This is a genomic window from Congregibacter litoralis KT71 (assembly GCF_000153125.2).
Classification (GTDB): Bacteria; Pseudomonadota; Gammaproteobacteria; order Pseudomonadales; family Halieaceae; genus Congregibacter; species Congregibacter litoralis.
The window spans coordinates 81,047-107,336 of record NZ_CM002299.1 but is presented as its reverse complement, the minus strand read 5'-3'; the positions used below and the strand labels follow the sequence as shown (position 1 = coordinate 107,336).

Genomic DNA, 26,290 nt, shown 5'->3' with positions numbered 1-26,290 from the left:
GGTCAGTACCTTATCTTGTAGGTCCGCTGCATATTCTCCGCCATAACCACCTTGCCATCTTCAAGGCGGGGCCTGAAGCGTATGCTGCGCAGGTATTTGTAAGCGCGGTTTTTTGCGGACTTGGCGTCTTCACCGGTGGCGTCCGTGGCGATATCGATATTCACGGCCTCGCCGTGTCGCGAGACCGAGAAGTCGATAACCACCTCCGCCAGGGTTGTGGTCCCTACGGGCACAGCGCCGGGATTGAAGACCGTTTCTTCCGGCAGTTCCAGGGGTTCTCCAAAGGTTTTTTCGAACCAGATTTCGCTGCCGGGCTTACCTGCCATGATAGCCCAGGCTTCTTTGTAAATGCGTACTGCCGGCGCGTACCGGCGATGCCACTGATACCAATCTGCAATGGCGAGATGGGCGTTGGCCTTATCCTCCGGGCTGCTATCCGCTTGCGCCGCGACGACCGCCTTTTTCCGCTGGAGGGACTCCAGTCCGTAGCGGAAGTTGTTTTCCTGCAACCGCCAGAAGCGCAACTGCGCTTCGCTCGCGACGTCAAAGCCCGCCAGGGGGGCGGCGGAGGCACGGAAGCCCGTTTCCCGCTCTCCGGGGTAAACGGATACGAGATAGGACAGGGCAATTTTCCCGTCCAGGTAGCTGAGGAGTTCCGCGCTTGTTTCGCCCTGATCGGCCACGATTTCGTCGATGGCCTCATCGTAGAGATCATTGATGCCTACCAGTCTTGGGAAGCGCTGATAGTCGATATCGCCCAGGTAGACGCCGCGCATCCAGTCGGCGTAGCGCAGCGTGGCCTCACGGAGTTCGTCGTTGCCCGAGTGCTGCTGCCCGAAGCGCTTGACCCGGTAAAGATACGCCTGCTGATCATCCGCCGCTGCGTAGTTGCCATTGCGTACATGGATGGAAATGATCTGCTCGAGCATGGCGATCTGAGCCGGGGTATAGAGTCCGCCATTCACCCGCGCAAGATGGACGCCACGGCTGAAGGCTTTCAACGCCTCCCGCTCACGACCTTCCGCAAGATAGGCGGCACCCAGATTCTCCATGGTGGGGGCGAGGGTAGGGGACATGGGTCCGTTGTCCAGCTCCTGCTGTTCCAGAACTTCCAGTAGTTCTTTGGAAGGCGCCGGCGGATCCATGGGCTCGGCAATAAGAAACTTTGCCGCAGCGCGGGGATCGTCGTCCCGAAACATGCTCGCGCCGTAATAGGTAGGCGCAGGATATTGGGGGTTGAGGGAGGAGCAGCACTGGGTGCCATCACCGTCGACAAACTGCGCGACCGACAAGGGCGCAAAAGTAGTCAGAGCGGCGGTGATGCACGCCAGCCTGCATGCGGCAAAACAGTGTAGGAAGGCCCCACGACCCCCTTTAAAAACACTGTCCCTGCGGTTGTCTAAAACAGTACCCGACACCGTAATGTGGTTTCCAGCGCCGTCAATCTCTCGAGGGCGACTTCCGAGTATTCAGCATCGATGTCGATCACGACATAACCCACGTGTTCATTGGTCTGCAGGTATTGTGCAGCGATATTGACGCCAATATCTGAAAAAATGTTGTTAATGGCACCCATCACACCAGGAACGTTCCGATGAATATGGAGTAAACGGTGACTGCCATCATGTTCCGGCAACGCCACTTCAGGCATATTAACCGAACTGGTGGTCGTACCGTTGTCAGAATAGCGGGACAGTTTCTCGGCAACCTCGCCACCGATATTGGCCTGCGCTTCCATGGTACTGCCGCCCACGTGGGGGGTAAGGAAGGCATTGTCGTAGTTCCGAAGGGGCGACAGGAATTCATCGTCATTGGACCGGGGCTCCACGGGGAACACGTCGATCGCCGTGCCACTGATGTGACCGCTTTCCAATGCGGCGGCGAGAGCGTCGATATCCACGACGGTACCGCGCGACGCGTTGATGAGGATACTCCCCTCGGGCATCAGGGCGAGTTCCCGGGCGCCGATCATGTTTTCCGTGGAGCTTGTTTCAGGTACGTGAAGGCTCACCACGTCAGAGTTGGCGAGCAATGAATCCAGACCCAGTACCTGCTGTGCGTTGCCCAGAGGCAGGCGATTAACCACATCGTGGAATTGCACCCGCATCCCGAGACCCTCGGCAATAACCCCCAGCTGCATGCCGATATTGCCGTAGCCGATAATACCCAGGCGTTTGCCGCGTATTTCATAGGAGTTGGCGGCGGACTTCTGCCACTCTCCGCGATGGGCTGCGGCGTTCTTTGCCGGCAGGCCCCGCAGGAGGAGAATCGCCTCGGCAATCACCAGCTCGGCGACGCTGCGGGTGTTCGAGAAGGGCGCGTTAAAGACCACAATGCCCCGGCGCGTCGCGGCCTCAAGATCTACCTGGTTGGTACCGATGCAGAAGCAGCCGATGGCGATGAGCTTCGGTGCCGCATCCAGAATGTCTTCGCTCAGCTGGGTGCGGGAGCGGATACCCACAAAATGCGCATTGGCAATCGCTGCCTTCAGTTCCTCCGCAGGCAGGGACTTGCTGTGATGTTCGATATTGAAATAGCCCGCACGATTGAGGGTTTCAATGGCCGAGGGGTGCACGCCCTCCAACAACAGGATGCGGATTTTGCTTTTTTCAAGGGATTGCTGGGCCATGGCTGAAAAACTCTGTTCGAATCAATGTGCGGGGTATTTGAGGGCGATAAACCCCGTGTCCGGGGCGCGCGGCGGCGCATGGTAGCATACGCCGCGGCGGCGTTTTGGGTGCCCCAAACCCTTTAAAATTGCCACAAGTATTGATGTTCAAAGAGTGTCCGGAGAGCCCGTGTTAAGCCCAAGTCAACTTGATTCCCTGGCATCGCTGGTGGGTGCAAAAGCCCTGCGCACCGATGAGGAGTCCCGCCAGAACTACGGGCGGGACTGGACGCGCGTCTACGAGCCCAACCCCGCTGCGGTAGTCCTTCCATCATCCATCGAGGAGGTGCAGGCCGTGGTGCGTTGGGCCTGTGATGAGCAGGTGGCGCTGGTTCCGTCCGGCGGTCGCAGCGGTTTGTCGGCAGGGGCCGTAGCTGCCAACGGCGAACTGGTGATTGCCATGGATCGCATGAACGCCATATCCGACTTTGATGCCACGGATCGCACGGTGCGCTGTGAGGCGGGGGTCGTGACGGCGCAGCTCCAGGCGTTTGCCGAGGCCCAGGGTCTTTTTTATCCCGTGGATTTTGCGTCCAGCGGTTCCAGCCAGATTGGTGGCAACATCGCCACGAACGCCGGGGGCATCAAGGTGATTCGCTATGGCATGACCCGGGACTGGGTTGCGGGGCTCAAGGTGGTTACCGGCACCGGCGAACTCCTGGATTTAAATCGCGGCCTCATCAAAAACAATGCGGGCTACGATCTCAGGCATCTCATGATTGGCTCCGAGGGTACCCTCGGTCTCATCGTTGAGGCGACCATGCGTTTGGAGGCGCAGCCTGCGGAGCGCGCGGTGATGGTGCTGGGCACGCCCGACATGGCATCAATTATGGAGGTTTTGAGAGCCTTCCGGGATCGTGTGCGTCTTGAGGCTTTCGAGTTTTTCTCCGAGGAAGCCCTTGCAAAGGTGATTGAGCACCAGGGCCTGTCGCGACCTTTTGCCACGGCCACGGCGTACTACGCCCTGCTGGAATTCGAGAAGCCGGACGATGCCGCTGAGACCGCCGCCATGGAGTGCTTTGAGCACTGCGTCGAGAGCGGCTGGGTGGAGGATGGCGTTATGAGCCAGAGCCTCGCCCAGGCCACGTCCCTGTGGCGTTTACGGGAGGATATCTCCGAGACCATCGCCCGCTGGACGCCCTATAAAAATGACATTTCTACGACAGTGGCTCGAGTTCCGTCACTGCTTACAGAGGTTGAGGAGATAGTTAGCGCTAACTATCCTGGCTTTGAGATTATCTGGTTCGGCCACATCGGTGATGGCAATGTGCACCTGAATATTCTCAAGCCTGATGCCATGCCCATGGAGGAATTCCAGACTCGCTGTGGTGCCGTGAGTCAGGGGGTTTTTGAGTCTGTTGCCCGCCACGGCGGCAGTATTTCGGCGGAACATGGGGTGGGATTGTTGAAAAAACCTTATCTCGGTTTCAGTCGCGGTGAGGCGGAGATTCGGCTCATGGCGCAGCTCAAGCGCGTTTTTGACCCGGCGGGGATTATGAATCCAGGGAAGATGCTGGACGCCTGAGATCGCGCACGCCGTCTGCGGTTCCCAGGAGCAGGCGGTCGGCGGGGCGCAGGGCAAAGAGACCGTTGCAGACAACACCGACGATGCCGTTGATCCGGGCTTCCATGGCCAGGGGCTGGGCGATGGAAAAATTGTAAACATCCAGGATCACGTTGCCGTTGTCCGTCACCACCCCCTCGCGAAGGATGGGGTCGCCGCCCAGTTTAACGATCTCCCGGGCAACATGACTGCGGGCCATGGGAATCACCTCCACGGGAAGGGGGAATGCCCCCAGCACCGGCACCCATTTACTCTCATCGGCAATGCAGATGAACTCCTTGGCCACGGCGGCAACAATCTTCTCCCGGGTGAGGGCCGCACCGCCCCCTTTGATTAACTGAAGCGCTTCGTTGCACTCGTCGGCGCCATCCACATAGACCGATATTCGATCCACGGCATTGAGGTCATAGACGGGAATGTTGTGGGATTTGAGACGCTCGGCGCTGGCTTCGGAGCTGGCAACGGCGCCATCAAAGAGGTGAGCGACCTCTCCCAGCAAATCGATAAACATGTTTGCCGTTGAGCCTGTACCAATACCCAGCACCGTGCCGGACTCAAGACCGGGTTGCACAATATCCAGGGCAGCCCGGGCGACCTTGAGTTTGAGACTGTCCTGATCCATGGGCTTCTCCGGGTTGTTTGCATTGCGTGCGGGTTGAAGGTGGGTTGAAAGTGGGTTGCCTGCGAGAAGCAGTGTACCCGCGGTGGATGGCCGTCGGGAGGCCTTCGCGACGAATATTTGGGGCCGGGGGCTGCAAGACTGCCGAAAACCCCGGCTGCAAGTGAGCTGCTGCTGCATTACTATGCCCGTTCTATTTTTGATTGACCTCTTATGCCCGAGTCCTACATCAAGCGGATTCTTGACGCGCGCGTCTATGACGTGGCGCGGGAGACCCCCGTGGATCAGGCCCTTCTCCTGTCCAAACGCTTTAAAAACAGCGTGTGGCTCAAGCGCGAGGATCTCCAGCCGGTCTACTCCTTCAAGCTTCGCGGTGCCTATAACAAAATGCATCGCCTGAGCCCGGAGCAGCGGGAGCGGGGCGTGATAGCGGCCTCCGCGGGAAATCACGCTCAGGGTCTTGCCATGGCCGCCCAGCGCATGGGCGTGTCGGCGACCATTGTCATGCCGCGAACAACGCCGAGCATCAAGGTGGACGCGGTGCGCAGTCGCGGTGCTCACGTGGTCCTGCATGGGGATAATTTTGATGAGGCCTCCACCCATGCGCAAAAGCTGGTGAAGGAAAAAGATCTCACCTATGTGCACCCCTTTGACGATCCCGATGTCATTGCCGGCCAGGGCACCGTGGGCATGGAGATCGTGCGGCAGCATCAGGAGCCTCTGGATGCGGTGTTTGTGCCCGTGGGCGGCGGTGGTCTCCTGGCCGGCATGGCGGCCTACATCCGCTATGTCTGGCCCAAGACAAAAATCATTGGCGTCGAGCCTGAGGATGCCGCCTGTCTGAAAACTGCGCTGGAGCGTGGCCGGCGGGTGACCTTGCCCGAGGTGGGTCTGTTTGCCGATGGTTGTGCCGTGGCCCAGGTAGGCAAAGAGACCTTTCGGGTGATTCGTCACACCGTGGATGAAGTCATCACCGCCAGTACCGATGAAATGTGCGCGGCTATCAAGGACATTTTTGAGGACACCCGCGGCATCGCTGAGCCCGCGGGCGCCCTCGCCCTTGCGGGCCTCAAGAAGTATGTGGAGCGCGAGGGTATTGAGGGCCAGCAGTTGCTGGCAGTTCTCAGTGGCGCCAACACTAACTTTGATCGTTTGCGTTACATCTCCGAGCGCACGGAAATTGGTGAAAAGCGCGAGGCCGTTATCAGCGTGACAATTCCGGAAAAACCCGGCGCGTTCCGAAAGTTCTGCAACAGCATCGGTCGACGGAACATCACGGAATTCAATTACCGTTACAGCAGTGCCAAAGATGCACGGGTGTTTGTGGGTGTGACCGTGGAGCCCGGCGGTGAAGACCTCAAGGCGCTCATTGACCAGTTGGCCGGGGAGGGTTACGAGTGTGAAGACCTCACGGACAACGAAATGGCCAAGCTCCACATCCGCCATATGGTGGGCGGTCTCGCACCCGAGGGAGTGGGTGGTGAGCGGGTTTATCGCGTGGAATTCCCTGAGCGACCCGGGGCGCTATTGAAGTTCCTCTCGGGCCTGGGGCAGCGCTGGAACATCTCCCTGTTCCACTATCGCAATCACGGTGCGGCTTACGGAAGAATTCTCGTCGGTATGCAGGTGGGCCCGAAAGAACGCTCTGAGGCGCGCGCCTGCCTCGACGCCATCGGCTACCGCTATTGGGACGAAACAGACAATGCGGCCTACCGTTTATACCTCGGTTCGCCTGATAGCGGGCACTAATTCCCCAGGGCCCGTCTTTGCAGACGTCTTGCTCTGTCAAGTATTCCATGACATATTCGTGACTTAGTAACAAAAAAGTCACCAAACATTCCTGTTCGGTGCACGAACGCGCGATAGGTAATGCATCGTTGCAATGAGGTTTTGTAATGACTTCTTGCAAGGAAACAGCGCAACGTGAAGCGGCAGGAACGCAGTTAATAAAACGGAAACTATCGTGAAACAGCGACCTGATATGTTGTTAGTCCTCACCGCCGTCTTCGGGCTGGGTGTGGTGATCACCTTGATGCCGCCTGTATCCGCTAATTCCTCGGTGGCTGCGCCGCCGTCACCCTTGCAGGCAGGTGTGATTCTGGAGCGCTAGCTCCGCACGCTTGAGCAAACCGGCGCTGATTAATCCAGGCGCAGAATTCCACTTTCTGTAAGCACGGCGTCCAGGGGCTGATCCCACGCTTCCTTTAATTGCTCCAACGCATCATCGCGTTGGCAATCGTAGGCGAGCGCCACGCGTTTCGCCGATGATGCCTGCTTACTCCCGAAAAACCGATCGTAATAGCCGCCGCCCATCCCCAGGCGAAACCCCCTTGCCGTCCAGCCGACGGTGGGGAGTATGACCAGCTGCAGATCCCTTGGGGGAACGGGCGTCCCTGTGGGTTCGCCGATGCCGAAGCGATTGGGCCGGAGGGGCTCATCCGTGCGCCATTCACAAAACGCCATGGCCTCGGCGGTGATCACGGGTAGATAAAGATGCTTGCCTGATGACCGGGCGGCCCTGGCGATAACCGCGGGATCTAATTCGCCGTCGTTGGCGAGGTAAAGCGCTATATGGTCCGCGCTCCAAAAGCTGCTGTTGCGGAGATAGTGGGCGACACGCTCGCCGGCCTCCCGGGCGTAGGACGGGGCAATAGCGCGACGTTGTTGGCGAAGATGCGAGCGGCAGGCCTGGCGGGAGAGCGTTGGATTAGCTGCGGAATTGGTTCCGGACTTGGCTGCGGATTTGGCTGCGGACTTGTCTGGGGAATTAGCTGCTGGCTGAAACACTGGCATAAGGGCTGGCCTGCTTAAAAGCCCACAAAAAAATCGGTACCCGGAGCACCGCTGACGGTACGGCCCTTGAACCCGATAGATTCAAGGTGGTGGCTCCCGTGACGTATCAGGCTTCCCGGTCATGCCGGACTTGCACACCAACGTCATCGGTCACCCCCGGTTAACACTTTATCGGCTCGAGGACAGAATGTCTGGCAAATGCACCAGGGACCGGGAGCAAGTATAGCGTATTTGAAGAGCGCCTTACGCAGCGCTCCGGGGATTGATCAGCCTATTTCGAGCTGACGGAGTTGATGAAGGGCTTCATCAAGCTTGGCGTTGAGCCCGGCGATGCTCGCGGTATCGGCAGCGTCGACCTTCTTGTCGCCGGTTTTGTTACTTTCTGTGGCCTTGTCTTTATCCCCGGCGGCAACGCCATTGCGGGCCTGCAGCAGTTCGTGACTGATATTCAGTGCGGCCATTACGGCAATGCGCTCCAGACCGATAACTTTGCCCGTGGCGCGGATCGCCCGCATCTGCTCGTCCAGGTGACGTGCGGACAAGAGCAACTCAGCCTGCTGATCCTTGGGACAGGCGACCTGATACTCTTTTTCGAGGATGGTGACGGAAAAAGTACTGGCGCTCATGATGCCGCCTCCATGCTGCGCAGGCGTTGCAGGGTGGCCTCGACGCGGGCCCGGGCCAGGTCGTTCTTGGCAATGAGATCCCTGCGCTCCTGCTGGAAGTTCAGATTCTCCTGCTTGAGAGCCTGATTTTCCAGATTGAGCTGGGCGCACAGACCGATGAGTTGATCGATCTTGTCTTCCAGAGTTTTCAGAACATCATCAGACATGCAGACATGACTTGCGCGACGCCGAGGGTTGTCGGCACTATAGGGTCCGTATTCAGGCAGGTCAACGGCGCGGACGCGCTCTGGAAATCACATTGTCTATTTTCGATCCGCATCCGACTGATTCGATCGCGGGATTTTTTGATGAGCTCGCAAATTCTCTGTTGGAGCAGGGCGAAATGCTGTCTCCCGCAGAGCTGCACGGCTGTCTTTGCGGCCTCCTTGGCGGGGGCCTGCGCGGCGGTGAAGAAGCTCTGATGGCAGAGCTGGAACAGGCGCTGGATATCTCCCTCCATGGCTCCATGGCCGATGCGGTAGGGACCCTGCGCGCCCGGGCCGTGGAGAGCATCGGTGAGGGTTCCTTTGATTTCCAGCCATTGCTTCCCGACGAGGAGCTGGAGCTCTCCCAGCGCATCGAGGCCATGGCCCAATGGTGTCGCGGCTTCCTCAGCGGCTATGCCCAGGCCCGGGTAAAGTCCGAAGGCCAGGGCGATGCGGTGCTCCCCGACAGCGCCGAGGCCCTGCGGGATTTTGCCGCCATTTCCCAGGCTGCCATCGATGATGACGAGGAAGAGGACAGTAACGCGGCGGAAGAGGCTTATTACGAGCTGTACGAGTATCTGCGGGTGGCTGCCATGAACGTCATGCTCGATGCCGGTGTGGGCGGAGATGCCCCTGTCCCCCGCTCTAATGATGGCTGAATAAAGGGCGCATGAGAGACGAATGACGGAAGCCCAGTCGCTATCGGATCCAGAGCTTTCCGAGCGCGTTGCCAACGTTCCCCGCGGTGAATTCCGCCGGCGGCGACATCATCTCCTGGGAATGCTTGAGGACAACAGCATTGCCATCGTCACCGCCGCCTCCGTCGCAACCCGAAGTCGCGATACGGAGTTTCCCTTCCGCCAGGACAGCGACTTTCATTACCTCACGGGATTTCCCGAGCCCGATGCCGTCGCCGTTTTTCTCCCGGGTCGCGAGCACGGGGAGTATGTGCTTTTTTGCCATGAGAAAGATCCCGTGGAAGAACTCTGGCATGGGCAGCGGGTAGGGGCCGAAGAGGCCTGCGAACAGTTTGACGCAGACGATGCCTTTCCCCTGTCGGATATTGACGACATTCTGCCCGGCTTAATTGAGGGTCGCGATCGCGTCTACTACTCTATGGGCCGCAGTCGCGAATTCGATACCCGCGTGATGGCCTGGGTAAACAGCATTCGCAGCAAGGTGGCCGCCGGTGCTGCTCCTCCGGGGGAGTTCACGGATCTTGATCACCTGCTCCATGAGCAGCGCTTGTACAAGTCCGCAGCGGAAATCCGCCAGCTCCGCCAGGCCGCCGCTATCACGGCCCTGGGTCACCGTCGGGCCATGCGTCAATGTCGGGTGGGGATGCACGAGTTCGAGCTGGAGGCGGAGCTGCTTCATGAGTTCGCCCGTCATGGTGCCCGCCACGCCGCCTACCCCAGCATTGTTGCCGGTGGAAGCAATGCCTGCACCATGCACTACACCAGCAATCAGCAGAAGCTCCGGCGCGGCGACTTAGTCCTTATCGATGCGGGGTGCGAGTATCGCGGCTATGCCGCGGATGTCACCCGGACCTTCCCCGTAAGCGGGCGCTTTAGCCGGCGGCAGCGGGCCCTCTACGATCTGACCCTGGCTGCCCAGGAGGCGGCTTTTGCGGCCCTGGCTCCCGGTCGTGACTGGAACGCCGCACATTCTGCTACTGTCGATGTCATTACCAGCGGTCTTGTGGATCTGGGATTGCTCCGCGGCAAGGTGAGCCGGCTTATCGAAGAAGGGGCCTACCAGGATTTTTATATGCATCGCGTGGGGCATTGGCTGGGCCTGGATGTGCACGACGTGGGTGATTACCGCCCCGGCGGCGAGTGGCGACAGTTGGAGCCGGGCATGGCGCTTACCGTGGAACCGGGCATCTACGTCGCCCCCGATAATCACGATGTACCTGCAGCCTGGCGGGGTATCGGTATCCGGATAGAGGACGATGTGGTGATAACGGAAGCGGGTTACGAACTGCTCAGCAAGGGCTTGCCCCGGAGCTGTGACGAGATAGAGGAATGGATGGGGTGAGCGCGCAGGAAAACCATATTCTTATTGCCGGTGGTGGCATGGTGGGCCTGAGCCTGGCCCTGCTGCTTCACCGGCAGCTCCCCGGCGAACCGATCATCACCGTTGTCGAGGGTCGCGCATTGCCGGCGTCCGACGCAGCGCCTGCGGATTACCACCCCTCCTTTGACGCGCGCTCCACCGCGTTGAGTTACAGCACGGCGACGCTCTATCGGGAGCTGGGTCTCTGGCCATCGCTCCTCCCGGGCCTCGCTCCCATCAATGAGATTCACGTCTCCCGTCGCGGGCGTTTTGGCAGCAGTCTCCTCTCGGGCAAAGAGCAGGGGTGGGATGCCCTGGGCTGGGTAGTGGAAAACCCCTGCCTTGGGCGCACGCTCCTTGCCGCGGTTCAGGATTGTCCCCGGATTGTTATGCGTTGTCCCGATCAGGTGACGGACGCGGCGCCCGCGGGACCGGGCATGCGGGTAAGCCTCCGGGACGAAGAGTTGGACGCTGATTTACTGGTGATTGCTGACGGTGCCGAGTCGGGTTTACGGAGCAAGCTGGGCTTCCTGACCCAGCGCAAGAGCTACGGGCAGAGCGCCCTGATCGCCAATCTGGCCTTTGAAAAAGATCACGGGGGCTGCGCCTATGAGCGCTTTACGGCCACGGGTCCCCTGGCGCTGCTGCCGCTTCCTCCCTCGGATCAGGCCGCTCACCGCATGGCCCTGGTCTGGACCCTGGAGCCCGCGGAGGCCGCTGCTCTGGAAATCGCCGACGAGAGCAGCTTCTCCCGGGCACTGATCGAGGCCTTTGGCTATCGCCTGGGTCGGGTGGAGCGCGTGGGCGACCGGCACAGCTACCCCCTGGCGTTGACCGAGGCCCTGGAGCAGGTCCGCCGCGCTTGCGTGGTCTTGGGCAATGCAGCGCATGCCCTGCACCCGGTGGCAGGGCAGGGATTCAATCTGGCGCTTCGCGATGCGGCGGCTCTGAGCCAGACCCTGGCACGGGCAGTACCAGAGGGTAGGGCAGTGGGCGATACCAATCTACTTGCGGGCTATTCCCGGGATCGCCAGCGCGATCAGGCCCAGACCATCGCCGCAAGTGATGGGCTGCCCAATCTGTTTATGGTCAGCGACCCCCTGCTGTCCCTGGGGCGTGACCTGGCGCTGTCGGGTATGGATATGTTTCCCCTTCTTCGCCGCGAATTTGTGCAACAGGCTGCCGGTATGGCGGCGTTGGAGGCGCGTCATGGTTGATCCCCGGGAAGACACCGTCGACATTGCCATTGTCGGTGGTGGTATAGCGGGGCTCGCCGCCGCCGCAGCGCTGGCAGATTCCGGATGTTCCGTGGCGGTGCTCGAGGCTCGGGAGCTGCCCCGGCTGCCAACCCTGGAGGGCGCTGCCCCGGCTGACTACGATGCGCGGGTGAGTGCCCTCACACCGCGTTCCATCGATTTTTTGCAGGCGCTCGGTGCCTGGCCTGCCATCGAAGCGGCCCGCAGCTGCCCTTATCGTCATATGACCGTCTGGGACGCTGAAGGTACCGGACGTATCGAGTTCGATGCTCAGGAGGTGTCTGCCCCCTCCCTCGGTAGCATTGTCGAAAACCGCATCATCACTGCTGCCCTCGCCCAGCGGGTCCGCAGCCTTGGGGGTCTGCGCGTCATGGCGCCTGCCCGCCTCGCTACTATCGAGCGCAGCCCCGGCCCGGACACGGGGGACGAGGCCCGACGCAGCTTGCTGACGCTTGAGGACGGTACGCGCCTGCGCTGTGGACTGCTTATTGCGGCGGATGGTGCGCTCTCGCCTACGCGCCAGATGCTGGGCATGCCCACCCGGGAATGGGAGTACGGGCATCGCGCCATTGTGACGACCGTTGCCTTTGAGAAGGGCCATCAGGACACGGCCTGGCAGCGGTTTCTGCAGTCCGGGCCCCTGGCTCTGCTGCCTCTGGATAGCCCCGAGGACCGGCTCTGCTCCATCGTCTGGTCAATCGAGGAGCATCTGGCCGACGATATAATCGCGCTGGATGATGAAGCCTTCGGGGAGGCTTTGGGCCAGGCCAGTGAGCACGTGCTGGGAAAGGTGACTGCCTGCGCAGCGCGCAAGGCTTTCCCCTTGCGGCAGCGCCACGCCGTGGACTATGTGCTCCCCGGCGTCGCCCTGGTGGGAGATGCCGCGCATACCATCCATCCCCTCGCGGGGCAGGGCATCAACCTGGGTCTGGCCGATGTGCAGGTACTGGCCGAAGAATTGAATACCGCCCTGGGCCGGGGCCTGGATCCGGGGCGGGAGGACGTGCTCGCGCGCTATCAACGGCGCCGAAAGGGCGACAACCTGGCAATGATGGCAGCCATGGATGGGTTCAAGCGCCTCTTCGAGCAGGACACACCGCCCCTGCGCTGGTTGCGGAACACGGGCATGCGTGCCGTCGCCGCGATGCCGCGGGTCAAGCGGCAGATTATTCGTCAGGCCATGGGTGTCAGCTGAAGTTTTCCAGAGGAGCTGCGTTGAGTTTTACGGGACCGCAGCTAGAATACGTTTTTTCTATTCAGGGGTAGGTCAATGAGTCAGGTTCTTCCAGAGTTGCGGTTCGCCCGCAGTCACGAGTGGGCACGGGTGGAAGACGACGGCACCGTGACCGTCGGTATCAGCGATCACGCCCAGGAAGCTCTCGGGGACGTGGTTTTCGTAGAGCTCCCCGAAGAGGGCGCCGAACTTGCTGCCGGTGACGAAGCGGGTGTAGTGGAGTCCGTAAAAGCGGCTTCAGACATTTATGCGCCCATCACGGGCACCGTGGTCGCGGTCAACAGCGCCCTGGAAGATGCGCCGGAAACAGTGAACGGCGATGCTTACCACGATGGCTGGTTTTTTCGCCTCCAACCCCAGGATCTGGAAGAAGTGCAGACCCTGCTGATGGATGCGGAGGCCTACAAGTCCCACTGCGCTGACGAAGACTAGCGCTTCCTGAAGCCCCGGACGCTTCGTTACCGGCGGAGGCTGATCCGGGGCCAGCCGCGCTCTGCGGCAATGGCTGTCAGGGTGGGGTCTCCATCTACAACCACGGGGTTATCTATCACCTCGAGCAAAGGCAGATCGTTGTGGGAGTCGCTGTAGAAGCAGGCGCCTTCCAGCGTTTCCCCGTTCCTGTTTAACCACTCTTTGAGACGCTTCACCTTGCCCTCCCGGTAAGTGAGTGTCCCTGTGGGTCTGCCGGTGAGCAGACCCTTCTCAATCTCCACGGCACAGCCCAGCAACTCATCGACGCCCAGTTCTCTGGCGATGGGAGTGGTTACGAACTCATTGGTCGCGGTGATGATGAGGAGGCGATCGCCACGCTGCCGATGCTTTTTAAGGAGCGATGTCGCTGCAGGGAGCATGATGGGCCGGATACATTCCCGGATGAATTTTGTCTGCAGCTCTTTGAGGGCGTCGGGGCTGCGCCCCGCAAGGGGCGCCAGGGCGAAGGCCAGATAGGCCTCGATATCGAGTGCGCCGCGCTGGTAGTCCGCATAGAACTGCTCGTTGCCGGCTCGGAAGGTCTCGGCATCCACCAGACCCTCGGTGCACAGAAACTCCCCCCAGAGATGATCGCTGTCTCCGGCGATGAGCGTGTTGTCGAGATCAAAAATTGCGAGCGTCATGAGAGGTCCTATGATGGCTTGGGGTACAGCCCGGAATGCAGTTCTCAGCCTGCCCGGCACTGCACGGTATGCTGCGCCTGAAAAAGCGCTGAAAGGGTCTGATAAAAAGGCCCGGGCGCAAGGGTAGCTGACCACGCAAAAGCGTCGCAATTCTCAGTTGCACGTATTTGTGGAACAATCAGCGATTCCTTGTCACTCCGGACAGAGTACTCATGATCGATGCGCAGGGCTTTCGGCCCAATGTCGGTATCGTCATCACCAATGATGACGGACGACTTCTATGGGCGCGTCGAGTGGGCGGTCGCGACGCCTGGCAATTTCCCCAGGGCGGTGTCAACGATGGTGAAAAGCCGGAGGAGGCGCTTTATCGTGAGCTGGAAGAAGAGGTGGGTCTGGGCCCGGGGCATGTGGAACTCCTCGGCTGCACCCGGGGCTGGCTGCGCTATCGCCTCCCGAAGCAGTATCAACGAAAAGGCCAGCAGCCTCTTTGCATAGGTCAAAAACAGAAGTGGTATCTCCTTCGCATGCTTGCGCCGGATGAGGCGGTGAGTCTGGCGCACAATGCGAAACCGGAGTTCGACCACTGGCAGTGGGTATCCTACTGGTATCCCCTGAACCAGGTGGTCTATTTCAAGCGTGAGGTGTACCGCCGCGCCTTGAAGGAACTCGCCGTGCCTCTGCTGGGTCGCCTGGCATCCGGCAGGCAGGACTCCTGAACATGCTGGAAGTTCTGCGCAATATCGTCCTGGAGGTCAACGCTGCCGAGTCCCTCGATGAGGTGCTCGGCATCATCGTATCCCGGGTACGCATGGCCATGGGGACGGAGGTCTGCAGCGTTTATATCCGCGGACGCAACGAAAGCCGCTACGTGTTCCGGGCCACGGAAGGGCTCAATGCCTCCCAGGTGGGGCGCCTTTCCCTGGCGCCCGGTGAGGGTCTTGTGGGTCTGGTCGCCGAGCGGGGAGAGCCCGTCAACCTTGAAGATGCCGAGCTCCACCCGAATTTTCAGTTACTGCCCAACATCGGCGAAGAATCCTTCCACGCTTTTTTGGGCGTGCCCATCATTCATCAGCGTGAGGTTCTCGGTGTATTAGTGGTACAGCAGGCGCGCCGCCGCCGCTTTGATGAGGCGGAAGAAGCCTTTCTGGTCACCATGTCGGCGCAACTCTCCGGCGCCATCGCCCACGCCCGGGTTACGGGCGAAGTCCCCGATGAGAGCAGTCCCGAACGCGACAGCACCTACGCCCGCATCAGCGGTGTGCCCGGGGCGCCGGGCATCGCCATTGGCACGGCGGTTGTCATGTCCCCCGTGGCGGATCTCTACGCCGTGCCCCGCCAGTCCAGCGATGACCGCCGCGGAGAGCTTCGCGCTTTCAAGCAGGCCCTGTCCCAGGTGCGCATCGATATTGAGTCCGTGGCGGAAAACCTTCGCGATAAGCTGAGCCCGGAAGATCTCGCTCTCTTTGATGTGTACCTGGGCATTCTTGATGATTCGAGAATCGGTGGCGAAGTGGCGTCGCTCATCAAATCCGGCGTGTGGGCCCAGGGCGCATTGGCGCAGGTCATGATCGAGCACATCCGCCACTTTGAAGCCATGGAGCACAGCTATCTCCGTGAGCGTGCCGTGGATGTGAAGGATCTCGGTGAGCGGGTGCTGGGCTATCTCCAGGCCGATCAACGCGATAATCACGAGTTTCCCGAAAAAACCATTCTCGTGAGTGAAGAACTCACTGCGTCCATGCTTGGGGAGATTCCCCGGGACCGGCTGGTGGGACTGATCTCCGTGCGCGGCTCAAGCAACTCCCACGTGGCCATCCTCGCCCGGGCCATGGGCATCCCCACGGTGATGGGTGCCGTGGATCTACCCTATAAGCGTCTTCGCGATATGTCTGTTGTAGTGGATGGCTACAACGGCAACGTGCACCTCAATCCCACGGCGGCAGGTATTCGGCGTTTCCAGGTGATCGCCGACCAGGACGCCGAGCTCAACAAGGGGCTCGAGAGCCTCCGGGATTTACCCAGCATAACCCTCGATGAGCATCGCCTCCCTCTGTGGGTCAACACGGGGCTCATGGCTGATGTTGCGCGTTCCCTGGAGCGCGGTGCCGAGGGGGTGGGTCTGTATCGCACGGAGGTGCCCTTCCTCATGCGGGAGCGTTTTCCTTCTGAGGAAGAGCAGCGACAGATTTATCGGGAGCAGCTCGAGGCGTTTGCCCCCCGTCCGGTCACCATGCGGACCCTGGATGTGGGCGGCGACAAGGCACTGCCTTATTTTCCCATCGAGGAGGAAAACCCGTTTCTCGGCTGGCGCGGGATACGCGTTACCCTGGATCACCCGGAGATACTCCTCGCCCAGGTGCGAGCCATGCTCAAGGCGAATGAGGGGCTGGGCAACCTGCGCATCATGCTTCCCATGATCAGTAATATTCCCGAGCTGGAGGAGGCTCTGAGCCTTATTCACCGAAGTCACCGGGAGCTCGAGGAAGAGGGCCTGAGCGTTCCCATGCCGCCCATCGGGGTCATGGTTGAGGTGCCTTCGGCGGTCTACCAGGCGCGGGCGCTGGCGCGCCGCGTCGATTTTCTATCCGTGGGCAGTAACGATTTAACCCAGTACCTCCTGGCGGTGGATCGCAACAACGCGCGGGTGTCGGATCTCTATCATGCTTTCCATCCCGCGCTCCTCGAGGCGCTCATTTTGGTCGCCGAGGGTGCCCGCGCCGAGGGCAAACAGGTGAGTATCTGCGGTGAGCTTGCAGGCAATCCCCAGGCGGCGGTGCTTCTTCTGGCCATGGGTTACGACGTGCTGTCCATGAACGTCACCAGCCTGCCCCGGGTGAAGCATGCCGTGCGCTCCATTACCGCCAGCGACGCCCGGGCACTGCTTGCGGAGGTGCGGCAGATGGATAGCGGTCAGGCGGTGGAGGAGCGCCTCAGCGCGTTCTTCCGCGAGCGGGACCTCCAGCAGATGGTTCCGACCCCTATCGACTAGTTCCTCGGTCAGACCTGCAGCGCAAAAACCTCGGTGCCCTGGAGTTCCCCCCGGCTATCAAAGCGCTGCTCCTGAAACTCAAGTTTTCCGTTTGTGTGCTGCCGCAGGGTTGTGCAGCAGCGGGTGCCATAACGGGGTGTGACGATGAACTGGGCGGACAGCTGTCGCGCCATGGCGCCGGAGAGATGCTGTTTTTCCAGCGCCTCGGGGGCTGCGAGACTGCGATCATTGAGACAGGTTCTGAGCACCTCGTGGTCGGGGAGCTGCTTTGCTGCCATAGCATCCTGCAGACGATGACGGGCCCGCTGCACCTTTGGCCAGGGGACGTCCAGGGCCGCATTACTCAAGCCGTAAATGCCCGGTGCCAGGGGTTCGGGCGCTGAAGGCTCATCGCGGTTCCCGTGGAGGTACCAGAGACTGTCACGGTCACCGACCAGAAGATTAAAGCCCTGATAGTCGTTCCGGCGCCCGGCGACCTCGGCGAGGTAGTCACCGGGGGTCTGGGTAGCGGTGAGAAAATCCGTTGTCAGCTCCCCCCGGGTGCGAGGCGCGCCGCCGGCTTCTGCGGCGGGGTCGCGGATGTTAGTGATGGCGGCGAAGCGGCCCCCGCGACTGACGCCCAGCCAGGTGCCCCCCGCCTGAAGGTCTCTGCCGGCAAGAAGCTGTGGTGCATCTTCCCAGTAATGAGCGGCCGCGGCGGGGCGTTCATGGAACTCGTCGCGGTTGGCCGCCAGCAGCAGGGATGCGGTGGGGTGCTGTTGCCAGGCAAAAACGATCAGACACATGAAAAGCTCACTCGCATTATTTGTAGATCGTTCAACGCTGCCCGATAATGGGCGGCGCGCAGTTTTCCCCGGATACGGTATTTTCTCCCCGGAGTTGCTGCGAGCTGTTTGTACCGTTTTTTGCAGCTCCCTGCAGCTTTTTGAAACAGTGTATCGTGTGGGTGATCCTTAGCAGAAATCCTTCTCTGAGCCTTCTTAAGCGTCGTAACCATGCTGACCTATCCCGAAATTGACCCCGTCGCCGTCGCTCTGGGGCCCCTGCAGATTCATTGGTATGGCCTGACGTATCTCGCAGGACTGGCTTTCGCCTGGGGCCTGGCGGCCAAGCGCAGTCGCCGCGCGGATTCGCCCGTCTCCCGGGAGCAGGTGGATGATCTGCTGTTCTATGCCGCTCTGGGCGTGGTTCTCGGGGGACGTATGGGTTACGCGATTTTTTATGGGGGCGAGCGTCTGGCGCAGGATCCCAGCTGGCTACTCCGGGTATGGGAGGGGGGAATGTCCTTTCACGGCGGTATGCTGGGCGTAATCATTGCGACCTTCTGGTATGCCCGCCGACAGACTATCGCCTTTGGTCCTCTGCTGGATTTTGTGGCGCCTCTCGCGCCCTTGGGCCTTGCCCTGGGGCGTCTGGGTAATTTTATCGGGCAGGAGCTTTGGGGACGGGCCGCCGATGTTCCCTGGGCGATGGTGTTTCCCCGGGATCCCCTCCAGATTGCCCGTCACCCCTCGCAACTTTACCAATTTGCCCTGGAGGGCATTCTGCTCTTCGTAATTCTGTTCTGGTTCAGCAGCCGACCGCGACCCACCTGGGCGGTGTCCGGAGTGTTTGCCCTTGGCTATGGACTCCTGCGTTTTGCGGCGGAGTTTTTTCGCGAGCCCGATGCGCACCTGGGCATTCAGGCCTTCGGTTGGATGACCCGCGGGCAGATACTTTGTGTACCGATGATTCTGCTGGGACTTTACATGCTGTGGTTTGCTTTTCTGCGAACCGCCACGCCAGCGTCAAAACGATAGGGGAGCGTTCATGCGCCAGTACCACGACCTGCTGAGGGATATTCTTGAAAACGGCGTCCGCAAGGAGGATCGGACGGGCACCGGCACGCTGTCCGTCTTCGGACGGCAGTTCCGCCATAACCTGGCCGACGGTTTTCCCCTTCTCACCACCAAGAAGGTGCATTTGCGTAGCATCATCAACGAGCTCATCTGGTTTCTCAATGGCGATACCAACGTCGCCTGGCTGCAGGAACACGGTGTGAGTATCTGGAACGAATGGGCCACGGAGACCGGTGATCTGGGCCCCGTGTATGGCAAGCAGTGGCGCGCCTGGCCGACGCAGGATGGCGGCGAGGTCGATCAGATCGAATACGTCCTCGACTGTTTGCGCCATCGTCCGGACAGCCGGCGGATCCTGTTCCATGCCTGGAACGTCGAGTATCTCCCTGATGAGTCCCTGAGCCCCCAGGAAAATGCCCGGGCAGGGCGCATGGCCTTGCCCCCCTGCCACCTCCTGTATCAGTTCTACGTCGCCGAGGGAAAGCTCTCGGCACAGCTGTATATCCGTTCCAGCGACAGCTTTCTGGGCCTGCCCTTCAACATGGCGAGTCTGGCTGTGCTGGTGATGATGCTGGCCCAGCAGGCTGATCTCGAGCCCGGTGAAATTGTTGTGAGCACCGGCGACTCCCACCTGTATCTCAATCACATGGAGCAGGTGCAGGAGCAGCTGTCGCGGGAGCCCCGGCCCTTGCCCACTCTTGCCATCCTGCGTAAACCCGACAGCATCTACGATTACCGTTTTGAGGACTTCGAGTTGAGTGGCTACAATCCCCACCCCGCGATTCCTGCTCCGGTGGCGGTATGAGTGATCTTCCCATCGCCGTGATTGTGGCCGCAGCCGACAATGGGGTGATCGGCCGCAACAATGCGCTCCCCTGGGATGTTCCCGGGGATCTCGCCCATTTCAAGCGCACAACCATGGGAAAACCGATCCTTATGGGGCGCCTCACCTTCGAATCCATCGGCAGGCCGCTCCCCGGGCGCACGAACATCGTTATCAGCCGGGATCCCGGCTACGAAGCCGAGGGCGTGCGCAGCGTGGAGAGTCTCGATGACGCCATTGCGCTTGCAGAAAGTATCGCGCTCATCGATGGCAGCGACGAGCTCATGGTCATCGGTGGTGCCCAGATTTATGCGCTGGCGCTGCCCCGGGCAAGTCGTCTGTACCTCACCCGCGTGCACGCGGAGCCCGCCGGGGATGCTTTTTTGACCGGCATAGACTGGGGCGAGTGGGAGGAGGTGGCGCGGCAGGAGAACGCAGAGGAAGACGGGACCCCGGCGCACACGTTTCTTGAATACACGCGGCGTAAGCCGTGACTTTTGGCAAATTCCCGGGAAAGCGTTACCCGGGGTCAAAAAGGTGTTACCTAACTACACAGATTGGCAGTTACCCAAAAATGGCAACATCAGTTGTTTGAAATCAGCCATTTTATCTGCTTATATCTCCGGCCCGGTCTACGACTAATTCAGTTGGTCCAAGTCCGACATTTGGTCTCAACTGCAATCAAAAAGAACAGTTCACATTTCTCTCGACACAGGAAGCACAATTCCCATGACTAGCTATCGACTGAAGAATGTGCTGCTTGTCGCCGTAGCCTCACTGTCCGCCCTCGTGGGGCTGGCAGCGTCTGCGCAGACAAGCACACTCGACAACATACTCGAGGTCAGTGCCCAGAAAACCACGGCCGCCCGCGAGTCCCAGGCGAAGGTAGATCGTCTTGCAGACGAAACCCGCAATCTGCTCGACGACTACAAAACAGTCATGAAGCAGATCGACGGTCTGCGCGTCTACAACGCCCGTCTCCAACGGCAAATCGACAATCAGCTGCGCCGCATCGCTGACATCGACGATTCCATCGACCAGGTGACAATTATCCAGCGGCAAATGACTCCGCTGGTCATCCGCATGATCGATGGTCTGGAGCAGTTTGTTGAGATGGACGTGCCCTTCAACCTTGAAGAGCGCCGCCAGCGTATCGAATTCCTCAAGACCAATGTCGACCGTTCCGATCTGACCGTTGCTGAGAAGTTCCGCCAGGTGCTGGAGGCTTACAACATCGAGCTGCAGTACGGTCGCGGGTTCGAGACCTACAGCGACACCATTGATCTGGGCAATGGCGCCCGCGATGTGGACTTCCTGCGCATCGGCCGTATCGCTCTGGTTTATCAGTCATCGGACGGCGCTGAAGCCGGCGTGTGGAACAACAACACCCGCAGCTGGGAGCCCCTGGATTCGGGTGAATACTCTGCGGCGATCCGCAAGGGTGTTCGTATCGCCAAGAAGACCGCCACTATCGAACTTCTTAACATGCCCATCGCTGCACCGGAGGCGCAATAATGAAATCGCTTAACAATATGGTTTCCGCCCTCGTTCTGGGTGGTTTGGTCGCGATGAGCAGTTCCGTCATGGCGCAGGATGATGCTGCGGCACCGGCAGCGCCGGAGCCCGATCTCCGCGCTGAAGCCGCTGAGAACCTCAATGAGCTCCTCGAATTCGTCAAACAGGGCCAGGTGACCGAGGCTTCTGAGAACCGCCAGCGTGAGCAGCGTTTTGCTGCTGCCAAAGCGAATCAGGCACAGATGCTGAAGGACGCAGAAGCAGAGCGCGCCCGTGAAGAGCGTCGTTCCGCTGAGCTTGAAGATACCTTTGAAGCAAACGAGCTTCTTATTGCTGACAAGCAGGAGCAGCTCCGTGAGCGTCTGGGTGCCCTGACAGAACTGTTTGGCCACCTCACCGCCGCGTCCGGCGACCTCAAGTCGAACCTCGAGGTGTCTCTGGTTTCCGCACAGTATCCCGATCGCGGCCTGTTCCTTGAGGAACTTATCGACAAGATGAGCACCTCAGACCGTCTGCCGAACATCGAAGAAATCGAGCGTGTCTGGTACGAGATGCTTCGCGAGATCACCGAAACCGGCAAGGTGGTTTCCTTTAACACCGAAGTGGCCACAGCCTCCGGTGAGCGTGCTCCCCGCGACGTAGTGCGCATCGGCGCTTTCAACGTGATCGATACCGAGGGTAACTACCTGGCCTACGACAACGACCACCTCGCGGTACTGCCTCGTCAGCCTTCCGGCAACTACACGTCCTGGGCAGCGGAGCTTGCGAATGCCTCCAGCGGCATGCACCGCTTCGGTATCGACCCCACGGGTCCCACCGGTGGCTCCTTCCTCGCGGCGATCATTGACAGCCCCAATCTGGAAGAGCGCTGGCACCAGGGTGGTTATGTCGGCTATGCGATTACGGCGGTTGGTGCCTTCGCATTCCTTCTGGCGATCTTCCGGGTACTGGTTCTCACCGGTGTAAGCGCCAAAGTGAGCAAGCAGCTCAAGTCTGACAAGGCCAACGACAACAACCCTCTGGGTCGTGTGCTGAAGGTTCACGAAGACAACCCCAGCATGGATCTCGAGACCCTCGAGCTGAAGATGTCCGAAGCGGTTATGCGCGAGACACCGAAACTCGAATCCGGCCTCACCCTGCTCAAGATCATCGCCGCGGTCGCCCCGCTCATGGGTCTCCTCGGAACGGTGACCGGTATGATCATCACCTTCCAGGCCATCACCATCTTTGGTGCGGGCGATCCCAAGGCAATGGCCGGCGGTATCTCCGGTGCCTTGATCACCACGGTTCTTGGTCTGCTGGTTGCGATCCCGACGGTTCTGCTGCACACATTGGTTAATGGTCGCGCCCAGCGCATCATCCATGTGTTGACTGAGCAGGCGACGGGTATTGTTGCTGCGCACTCCGAAGCCAGCTCCAAGTAAGCGGGAGGCTGCTAAGCATGGGAGGCTTCCTGGAAACCATTCTCGCCTTTATGGATAAAGGCGGGAATGTGCTCTGGCTCATCGCGATCCTGGTCTTCGTTATGTGGACCCTGATCTTTGAGCGACTGTGGTTCTTCACCTTTGTATGGCGCAAAGAGGTCTTTGAGACCATCAATGCCTGGGAGTCGCGCTCTGAGCGCAAGTCCTGGAACGCCAAACAAATCCGGTCGCAGTTGCTGTCCGTCAGTCGCGAGGATATTCACGCCAACCTCAATGTGATCACCACGCTTGTTGCCCTGTGCCCCCTTCTCGGGCTGCTGGGCACGGTGACGGGGATGATCGAGGTGTTTAACGTGATGGCCGTGACCGGTGGTGGTGATGCCAAGTCCATGGCGGGCGGTGTCGAGCGGGCCACGATTCCCACTATGGCGGGTATGGTGGCCGCACTCTCGGGGCTATTTGCCAACACTTATATTCAGCGTATTGCCGATCGCGAGCAGGAATTGCTCGAGGACCAGCTGACGTCTGATCACTGATTCGCGAACCACTGATTCTCGGGTCACTGACCCGTAGCAACAGGTACGAACAGGTATTTAATACATGCGCAAACTTGTTAAAAAGCAGGAAGACGAAGGAGCTGAGATCGACCTCACGCCCATGTTGGACGTGGTGTTTATCATGCTCATCTTCTTTATCGTGGTCGCTTCGTTTATCAAGGAAGCGGGTATCGAGATCAATCGTCCCGATAACACCAACTCGGATCCTTCGGACGCCACGAGTATTCTCGTGCGCATTCAATCTGATGACCAAATCTGGATGGAAAACCGTCGGGTAGATGCGCGCGCCGTGCGGGCGAATATCCAGCGGCTACTGGCTGCGGATCCCGAGCAGGCCGTAAGCATCAAGGTCGACAAGGGCGCGAAAGCCAACACCGTCGTCGAAGTCGCCGATTCGGCGCGAGAGGCGGGGGCCGGAGCGATCAACTGGGCTAGCGGGGAGCGTAAGTAATATGAGCTTGCAAGAAAGCGCTGCCAAACGAAAAGCCGCGGACGGCGAAGCGGGTCAGATCGACCTGACCCCAATGCTCGACGTGGTTTTTATCATGTTGATCTTCTTTATCGTGACTTCTTCTTTTGTAAAAGAGCCGGGCATCGAGATTTTCAAGCCCCAGGCTGCTACGACCATTGCCTGTGACCGCGGCACGATCATTTTTGCGGTTGATGACAAGGGCGATATCTACTACAACAAGAACAAGGTGCCCATGGAGCGTGCCTCCCAATTGGTTGAGATCGCCAAGAAGGAAGCCCCCCAGGCAAACATGGTGATTCAGGTAGATCAGGACACGCCGGCCTACGTGGTCGAGGACCTGTACGACGCGGTCCGTGACCAGTTGACGTCGCCGCCCTGTATCTCAACGGATGACGAGGCGTAATCGTTATGGGAAATTCATTTGTTCGTGCGTTTATAGGTGCCATTGTCGCCATACCCGTGGCCTTTGGTCTCTTCTTTCTTATGCAGAGCCTCATTGACAAAGATTACGAACAGGAAGACACAAAAGGCCGCAAGATCGCCGATATCGTTGTTCCAGAGCGTGAAATTGAAGTCAACACCAAGGAACTAAAGCCCGAGAAGGTTGAAGACCCCGAGGAGCCACCCCCGGAACTGGAGCCCCTCGAGATCGACTTTGATACGGACATGGATGTCGCAAACATCGCACCAAATGCCGGTGTTGATGTCCAGATCAGCAGCAGCGGTATGTCCTCCGGTGACGGTGAATACCTTCCCATCGTAAAAGTGGCGCCGATCTATCCCCGGCGCGCACAGACGCGTGGTATCACGGGTTACTGCATTGTGGAGTACACGGTCACCAAGAGTGGATCGATTCGTGATCCCCTGCCGGTTGACTGCGCACCGTCCGGTGTTTTTGAGCGTGCATCGGTAAAAGCTGCCGAGAAGTTTAAGTACAAGCCTCGCGTGGTAGACGGCGAAGCAATTGAGGTGGCCGGGGTACAGAACAAGTTCACCTACGAACTTGAGCAGTAAGACTTGAGAGATTAAAAGGCGCTCCGGCACACCCGGAGCCCGGTTAGCGTAAACAAGCGAAGGCAAGGTTATGAATTTCACAAAACGCGCGATGAATGTTGGCGTCAGAAGTTTTCTGCTGGCACTGCCCGTAGTTGCCGCACAGATTGTGGTTTCCCAGACGGCCCTTGGGCCCGTTGTGAGCGGTATTGCCGAAGCCCAGGCGCAAGATGCGCAACCGAAGCAGGAGCAGGAAACTCGTCGTACGCCTGCCTTGAGAAACAAGGTCTACGAGAAGCTTGCGGAAGCGCAGGCCGCGGCCGAAGCCAAGGACCTGGCTACGGCCGCCAGCGTGCTGGACGCGATGTTGGCCGGTCGCCGCGACAATGAACTCAACAGCTACGAGCTGGCGAATGTCTACAACCTTTACGCCTTTATTCACTACTCCAACGAAGATTACACCTCGGCGCTCCAATCCTACGAGAACGTGATCAAGCAGCCGGACATCCCTCTGGCCATGGAGATCAATACCCGATTCACCGTAGCGCAGCTGTACTTTGTTCAGGAGCGTTGGGAACAGGGCATTGATGCACTGCAGAAGTGGTTCCAGATGACGGACACCCCCAACGCTACCGCCTATGTCTTGCTGGCTCAGGGTTACTACCAACTCAAGGACTACAACGAAGCGCTCAAGAACATCAATATCGCCATTGATGACTTTGATTCCAAGGGCAAGATTCCCAAGGAGCAGTGGTACAACCTCCAGCGTTTTCTCTACGCCGAGCTGAATATGGTTGATGAGGCGACGGGAACCCTCCGGCAACTCATTACTTTTTATCCCAAGAAGCAGTACTGGGTGCAGCTCAGCTTTATGTATTCCGAGCAAAACAAGGAAGCCCGTCAGCTGGGTGCCATGGAAACCGCCTACGTCCAGGACATGCTGGAAAAGGACGGCGAATATCGCAACATGGCGTCGCTATTCCTGAACGCCGAGGTGCCTTACAAAGCGGCGGTGGTATTAAAGGAAGGACTCGCCGAAGACATTGTTCAGGACAACTCCAAGAACTGGGAGTTGCTGGCCGGAGCCCTGCGTCAGGCGCAGGAAGTGGCCGATGCGATTCCCGCGATGGAAAAAGCGGCATCCATGTCTGATGATGGGGATCTGTATGCCCGTCTTGGCAACATCTATCTGGATGCAGACCAGAATGAAAAGGCCATAGAGGCGATCACCAAGGGTCTGGATCGCGGTGGTGTTAAGCGCCCCGACAACGCACGGCTGGTTCTGGGCATGGCCTACTTCAATACTGATCAATACGCCAAGGCACGGGACGCCTTCCGCGCGGCGGGTCGTGATGAGCGCTCCAAGAAGTACGCCGATCAGTGGATTAAGTACATGAACTCCGAACTGGAGCGTCAGAAGAGCCTGGCTGCTGACGCAGACTAAAGCATCGCGGCAGAGTTTTTAGAAACCCACCTTTCACGGTGGGTTTTTTGTTTCCAG

General features: G+C 59.5%; 28 protein-coding genes and 1 other RNA gene. 20 read left to right on the top strand and 9 right to left on the bottom strand.

The window, feature by feature from the left end:
* Window positions 1-2 precede the first annotated feature (2 nt).
* Together KT71_RS00505 and serA are read right to left on the bottom strand one after the other, a co-directional pair.
* Window positions 3-1,292, bottom strand: coding sequence for a hypothetical protein (locus KT71_RS00505; RefSeq protein WP_008293480.1), 1,290 nt, complete (start codon window positions 1,290-1,292; stop codon window positions 3-5).
* A gap of 107 nt (window positions 1,293-1,399) precedes the next feature.
* Window positions 1,400-2,629 carry a phosphoglycerate dehydrogenase gene (gene serA / locus KT71_RS00500; RefSeq protein ID WP_008293481.1) on the bottom strand — a complete coding sequence of 410 codons (1,230 nt, stop codon included), beginning with the start codon at window positions 2,627-2,629 and terminating at the stop codon, window positions 1,400-1,402.
* 169 nt (window positions 2,630-2,798) lie between these two features.
* Between serA and KT71_RS00495 the strand changes: the two genes are divergently transcribed.
* Complete coding sequence (locus KT71_RS00495; RefSeq protein WP_023660479.1) at window positions 2,799-4,193, top strand: FAD-binding oxidoreductase; 1,395 nt, start codon at window positions 2,799-2,801, stop codon at window positions 4,191-4,193.
* Here the strand turns inward: KT71_RS00495 and rpiA are convergent.
* Window positions 4,162-4,854 carry a ribose-5-phosphate isomerase RpiA gene (gene rpiA, locus KT71_RS00490; RefSeq protein WP_008293483.1) on the bottom strand — a complete coding sequence of 231 codons (693 nt, stop codon included), beginning with the start codon at window positions 4,852-4,854 and terminating at the stop codon, window positions 4,162-4,164. The genes KT71_RS00495 and rpiA overlap by 32 nt on opposite strands.
* A 210-nt stretch (window positions 4,855-5,064) precedes the next feature.
* Here rpiA and ilvA point away from each other — a divergent pair, with 210 nt between their 5' ends.
* Window positions 5,065-6,600, top strand: a complete 1,536-nt coding sequence (ilvA, locus tag KT71_RS00485; protein ID WP_008293484.1) for a threonine ammonia-lyase, biosynthetic — start codon at window positions 5,065-5,067, stop codon at window positions 6,598-6,600.
* Between the two features lie 214 nt (window positions 6,601-6,814).
* The gene (locus KT71_RS20685) at window positions 6,815-6,961 is read left to right on the top strand and encodes a hypothetical protein (RefSeq protein WP_154662953.1); all 147 of its coding nucleotides are present in this window, start codon (window positions 6,815-6,817) and stop codon (window positions 6,959-6,961) included.
* 29 nt (window positions 6,962-6,990) lie between these two features.
* Here the strand turns inward: KT71_RS20685 and KT71_RS00480 are convergent, their stop codons facing one another.
* The 4 genes from KT71_RS00480 to KT71_RS00470 form a co-directional block, all read right to left on the bottom strand.
* Entirely contained in the window at window positions 6,991-7,644 is a 654-nt protein-coding gene (locus KT71_RS00480; RefSeq protein WP_008293485.1) for a 5-formyltetrahydrofolate cyclo-ligase, read from the bottom strand.
* Between the two features lie 33 nt (window positions 7,645-7,677).
* Window positions 7,678-7,857: non-coding RNA, 6S RNA (gene ssrS / locus KT71_RS19945), on the bottom strand.
* A 53-nt stretch (window positions 7,858-7,910) separates the two neighbouring features.
* On the bottom strand, window positions 7,911-8,270 hold the full coding sequence (locus KT71_RS00475; protein WP_008293486.1) for a cell division protein ZapA: 360 nt from the start codon (window positions 8,268-8,270) through the stop codon (window positions 7,911-7,913).
* Window positions 8,267-8,476, bottom strand: a complete 210-nt coding sequence (locus tag KT71_RS00470; protein WP_008293487.1) for a TIGR02449 family protein — start codon at window positions 8,474-8,476, stop codon at window positions 8,267-8,269. Before KT71_RS00470 ends, KT71_RS00475 begins: the two co-directional genes overlap by 4 nt.
* A gap of 92 nt (window positions 8,477-8,568) precedes the next feature.
* On the opposite strand from KT71_RS00470, the gene KT71_RS00465 reads away from it, so the two are divergent.
* From KT71_RS00465 to gcvH, 5 genes are all read left to right on the top strand, one after another.
* Window positions 8,569-9,174 (top strand): UPF0149 family protein, encoded by a 606-nt coding sequence (locus KT71_RS00465; RefSeq protein WP_040362074.1) that lies wholly within the window; start codon window positions 8,569-8,571, stop codon window positions 9,172-9,174.
* A gap of 22 nt (window positions 9,175-9,196) precedes the next feature.
* Window positions 9,197-10,555, top strand: coding sequence for a Xaa-Pro aminopeptidase (pepP, locus tag KT71_RS00460; protein ID WP_008293489.1), 1,359 nt, complete (start codon window positions 9,197-9,199; stop codon window positions 10,553-10,555).
* Complete coding sequence (gene ubiH, locus KT71_RS00455) at window positions 10,543-11,790, top strand: 2-octaprenyl-6-methoxyphenyl hydroxylase (protein ID WP_008293490.1); 1,248 nt, start codon at window positions 10,543-10,545, stop codon at window positions 11,788-11,790. The genes pepP and ubiH overlap by 13 nt, the downstream gene beginning before the upstream one ends.
* Window positions 11,783-13,024: a UbiH/UbiF/VisC/COQ6 family ubiquinone biosynthesis hydroxylase gene (locus tag KT71_RS00450; RefSeq protein ID WP_008293491.1), complete on the top strand. Its 1,242-nt coding sequence runs from the start codon at window positions 11,783-11,785 to the stop codon at window positions 13,022-13,024. Before ubiH ends, KT71_RS00450 begins: the two co-directional genes overlap by 8 nt.
* A gap of 75 nt (window positions 13,025-13,099) precedes the next feature.
* On the top strand, window positions 13,100-13,495 hold the full coding sequence (gcvH, locus tag KT71_RS00445; RefSeq protein WP_008293492.1) for a glycine cleavage system protein GcvH: 396 nt from the start codon (window positions 13,100-13,102) through the stop codon (window positions 13,493-13,495).
* A 26-nt stretch (window positions 13,496-13,521) separates the two neighbouring features.
* On the opposite strand, the gene KT71_RS00440 is transcribed toward gcvH, so the two are convergent.
* Window positions 13,522-14,178: a histidinol-phosphatase gene (locus tag KT71_RS00440; RefSeq protein ID WP_008293493.1), complete on the bottom strand. Its 657-nt coding sequence runs from the start codon at window positions 14,176-14,178 to the stop codon at window positions 13,522-13,524.
* 212 nt (window positions 14,179-14,390) lie between these two features.
* Here KT71_RS00440 and KT71_RS00435 point away from each other — a divergent pair, with 212 nt between their 5' ends.
* Together KT71_RS00435 and ptsP are read left to right on the top strand one after the other, a co-directional pair.
* Complete coding sequence (locus KT71_RS00435) at window positions 14,391-14,894, top strand: RNA pyrophosphohydrolase (protein ID WP_008293494.1); 504 nt, start codon at window positions 14,391-14,393, stop codon at window positions 14,892-14,894.
* A 2-nt stretch (window positions 14,895-14,896) separates the two neighbouring features.
* Window positions 14,897-17,167, top strand: coding sequence for a phosphoenolpyruvate--protein phosphotransferase (ptsP, locus tag KT71_RS00430; RefSeq protein ID WP_008293495.1), 2,271 nt, complete (start codon window positions 14,897-14,899; stop codon window positions 17,165-17,167).
* An 8-nt stretch (window positions 17,168-17,175) separates the two neighbouring features.
* Here the strand turns inward: ptsP and KT71_RS00425 are convergent, their stop codons facing one another.
* Window positions 17,176-17,952, bottom strand: a complete 777-nt coding sequence (locus KT71_RS00425; RefSeq protein ID WP_008293496.1) for an NRDE family protein — start codon at window positions 17,950-17,952, stop codon at window positions 17,176-17,178.
* A 210-nt stretch (window positions 17,953-18,162) separates the two neighbouring features.
* Here KT71_RS00425 and lgt point away from each other — a divergent pair, with 210 nt between their 5' ends.
* The 10 genes from lgt to KT71_RS00375 all read left to right on the top strand — a co-directional run bounded on the left by lgt (window position 18,163) and on the right by KT71_RS00375 (window position 26,233).
* A complete protein-coding gene (gene lgt, locus KT71_RS00420; RefSeq protein WP_008293497.1) occupies window positions 18,163-18,966 on the top strand; it encodes a prolipoprotein diacylglyceryl transferase in 804 nt (267 codons plus the stop codon).
* 10 nt (window positions 18,967-18,976) lie between these two features.
* Window positions 18,977-19,810 (top strand): thymidylate synthase, encoded by an 834-nt coding sequence (locus KT71_RS00415; RefSeq protein ID WP_008293498.1) that lies wholly within the window; start codon window positions 18,977-18,979, stop codon window positions 19,808-19,810.
* A complete protein-coding gene (locus KT71_RS00410) occupies window positions 19,807-20,322 on the top strand; it encodes a dihydrofolate reductase (RefSeq protein ID WP_008293499.1) in 516 nt (171 codons plus the stop codon). Before KT71_RS00415 ends, KT71_RS00410 begins: the two co-directional genes overlap by 4 nt.
* Window positions 20,323-20,557: 235 nt before the next feature.
* Entirely contained in the window at window positions 20,558-21,343 is a 786-nt protein-coding gene (locus KT71_RS00405) for a DUF3450 domain-containing protein (protein WP_008293500.1), read from the top strand.
* Entirely contained in the window at window positions 21,343-22,767 is a 1,425-nt protein-coding gene (locus KT71_RS00400) for a MotA/TolQ/ExbB proton channel family protein (RefSeq protein ID WP_008293501.1), read from the top strand. Before KT71_RS00405 ends, KT71_RS00400 begins: the two co-directional genes overlap by 1 nt.
* Before the next feature lie 17 nt (window positions 22,768-22,784).
* On the top strand, window positions 22,785-23,303 hold the full coding sequence (locus tag KT71_RS00395; RefSeq protein WP_008293502.1) for a MotA/TolQ/ExbB proton channel family protein: 519 nt from the start codon (window positions 22,785-22,787) through the stop codon (window positions 23,301-23,303).
* A 64-nt stretch (window positions 23,304-23,367) separates the two neighbouring features.
* Entirely contained in the window at window positions 23,368-23,775 is a 408-nt protein-coding gene (locus tag KT71_RS00390) for an ExbD/TolR family protein (protein ID WP_008293503.1), read from the top strand.
* A 1-nt stretch (window position 23,776) separates the two neighbouring features.
* Window positions 23,777-24,199: an ExbD/TolR family protein gene (locus KT71_RS00385; RefSeq protein ID WP_008293504.1), complete on the top strand. Its 423-nt coding sequence runs from the start codon at window positions 23,777-23,779 to the stop codon at window positions 24,197-24,199.
* A gap of 5 nt (window positions 24,200-24,204) precedes the next feature.
* On the top strand, window positions 24,205-24,810 hold the full coding sequence (locus tag KT71_RS00380) for an energy transducer TonB (protein WP_008293505.1): 606 nt from the start codon (window positions 24,205-24,207) through the stop codon (window positions 24,808-24,810).
* Between the two features lie 70 nt (window positions 24,811-24,880).
* The gene (locus tag KT71_RS00375; protein ID WP_023660477.1) at window positions 24,881-26,233 is read left to right on the top strand and encodes a tetratricopeptide repeat protein; all 1,353 of its coding nucleotides are present in this window, start codon (window positions 24,881-24,883) and stop codon (window positions 26,231-26,233) included.
* Window positions 26,234-26,290 lie beyond the last annotated feature (57 nt).

What these genes read in the sequence shown, in the direction of transcription:
- serA (WP_008293481.1), bottom strand. Translation starts at nt 2,629, where the DNA reads ATGGCCCAGCAATCCCTTGAAAAAAGCAAAATCCGCATCCTGTTGTTG.
- rpiA (WP_008293483.1), bottom strand. Translation starts at nt 4,854, where the DNA reads ATGGATCAGGACAGTCTCAAACTCAAGGTCGCCCGGGCTGCCCTGGAT.
- ilvA (WP_008293484.1), top strand. Translation starts at nt 5,065, where the DNA reads ATGCCCGAGTCCTACATCAAGCGGATTCTTGACGCGCGCGTCTATGAC.
- KT71_RS00480 (WP_008293485.1), bottom strand. Translation starts at nt 7,644, where the DNA reads ATGCCAGTGTTTCAGCCAGCAGCTAATTCCCCAGACAAGTCCGCAGCC.
- KT71_RS00475 (WP_008293486.1), bottom strand. Translation starts at nt 8,270, where the DNA reads ATGAGCGCCAGTACTTTTTCCGTCACCATCCTCGAAAAAGAGTATCAG.
- KT71_RS00470 (WP_008293487.1), bottom strand. Translation starts at nt 8,476, where the DNA reads ATGTCTGATGATGTTCTGAAAACTCTGGAAGACAAGATCGATCAACTC.
- pepP (WP_008293489.1), top strand. Translation starts at nt 9,197, where the DNA reads ATGACGGAAGCCCAGTCGCTATCGGATCCAGAGCTTTCCGAGCGCGTT.
- ubiH (WP_008293490.1), top strand. Translation starts at nt 10,543, where the DNA reads ATGGATGGGGTGAGCGCGCAGGAAAACCATATTCTTATTGCCGGTGGT.
- KT71_RS00450 (WP_008293491.1), top strand. Translation starts at nt 11,783, where the DNA reads ATGGTTGATCCCCGGGAAGACACCGTCGACATTGCCATTGTCGGTGGT.
- gcvH (WP_008293492.1), top strand. Translation starts at nt 13,100, where the DNA reads ATGAGTCAGGTTCTTCCAGAGTTGCGGTTCGCCCGCAGTCACGAGTGG.
- KT71_RS00440 (WP_008293493.1), bottom strand. Translation starts at nt 14,178, where the DNA reads ATGACGCTCGCAATTTTTGATCTCGACAACACGCTCATCGCCGGAGAC.
- KT71_RS00435 (WP_008293494.1), top strand. Translation starts at nt 14,391, where the DNA reads ATGATCGATGCGCAGGGCTTTCGGCCCAATGTCGGTATCGTCATCACC.
- ptsP (WP_008293495.1), top strand. Translation starts at nt 14,897, where the DNA reads ATGCTGGAAGTTCTGCGCAATATCGTCCTGGAGGTCAACGCTGCCGAG.
- KT71_RS00425 (WP_008293496.1), bottom strand. Translation starts at nt 17,952, where the DNA reads ATGTGTCTGATCGTTTTTGCCTGGCAACAGCACCCCACCGCATCCCTG.
- lgt (WP_008293497.1), top strand. Translation starts at nt 18,163, where the DNA reads ATGCTGACCTATCCCGAAATTGACCCCGTCGCCGTCGCTCTGGGGCCC.
- KT71_RS00415 (WP_008293498.1), top strand. Translation starts at nt 18,977, where the DNA reads ATGCGCCAGTACCACGACCTGCTGAGGGATATTCTTGAAAACGGCGTC.
- KT71_RS00410 (WP_008293499.1), top strand. Translation starts at nt 19,807, where the DNA reads ATGAGTGATCTTCCCATCGCCGTGATTGTGGCCGCAGCCGACAATGGG.
- KT71_RS00405 (WP_008293500.1), top strand. Translation starts at nt 20,558, where the DNA reads ATGACTAGCTATCGACTGAAGAATGTGCTGCTTGTCGCCGTAGCCTCA.
- KT71_RS00400 (WP_008293501.1), top strand. Translation starts at nt 21,343, where the DNA reads ATGAAATCGCTTAACAATATGGTTTCCGCCCTCGTTCTGGGTGGTTTG.
- KT71_RS00395 (WP_008293502.1), top strand. Translation starts at nt 22,785, where the DNA reads ATGGGAGGCTTCCTGGAAACCATTCTCGCCTTTATGGATAAAGGCGGG.
- KT71_RS00390 (WP_008293503.1), top strand. Translation starts at nt 23,368, where the DNA reads ATGCGCAAACTTGTTAAAAAGCAGGAAGACGAAGGAGCTGAGATCGAC.
- KT71_RS00385 (WP_008293504.1), top strand. Translation starts at nt 23,777, where the DNA reads ATGAGCTTGCAAGAAAGCGCTGCCAAACGAAAAGCCGCGGACGGCGAA.
- KT71_RS00380 (WP_008293505.1), top strand. Translation starts at nt 24,205, where the DNA reads ATGGGAAATTCATTTGTTCGTGCGTTTATAGGTGCCATTGTCGCCATA.
- KT71_RS00375 (WP_023660477.1), top strand. Translation starts at nt 24,881, where the DNA reads ATGAATTTCACAAAACGCGCGATGAATGTTGGCGTCAGAAGTTTTCTG.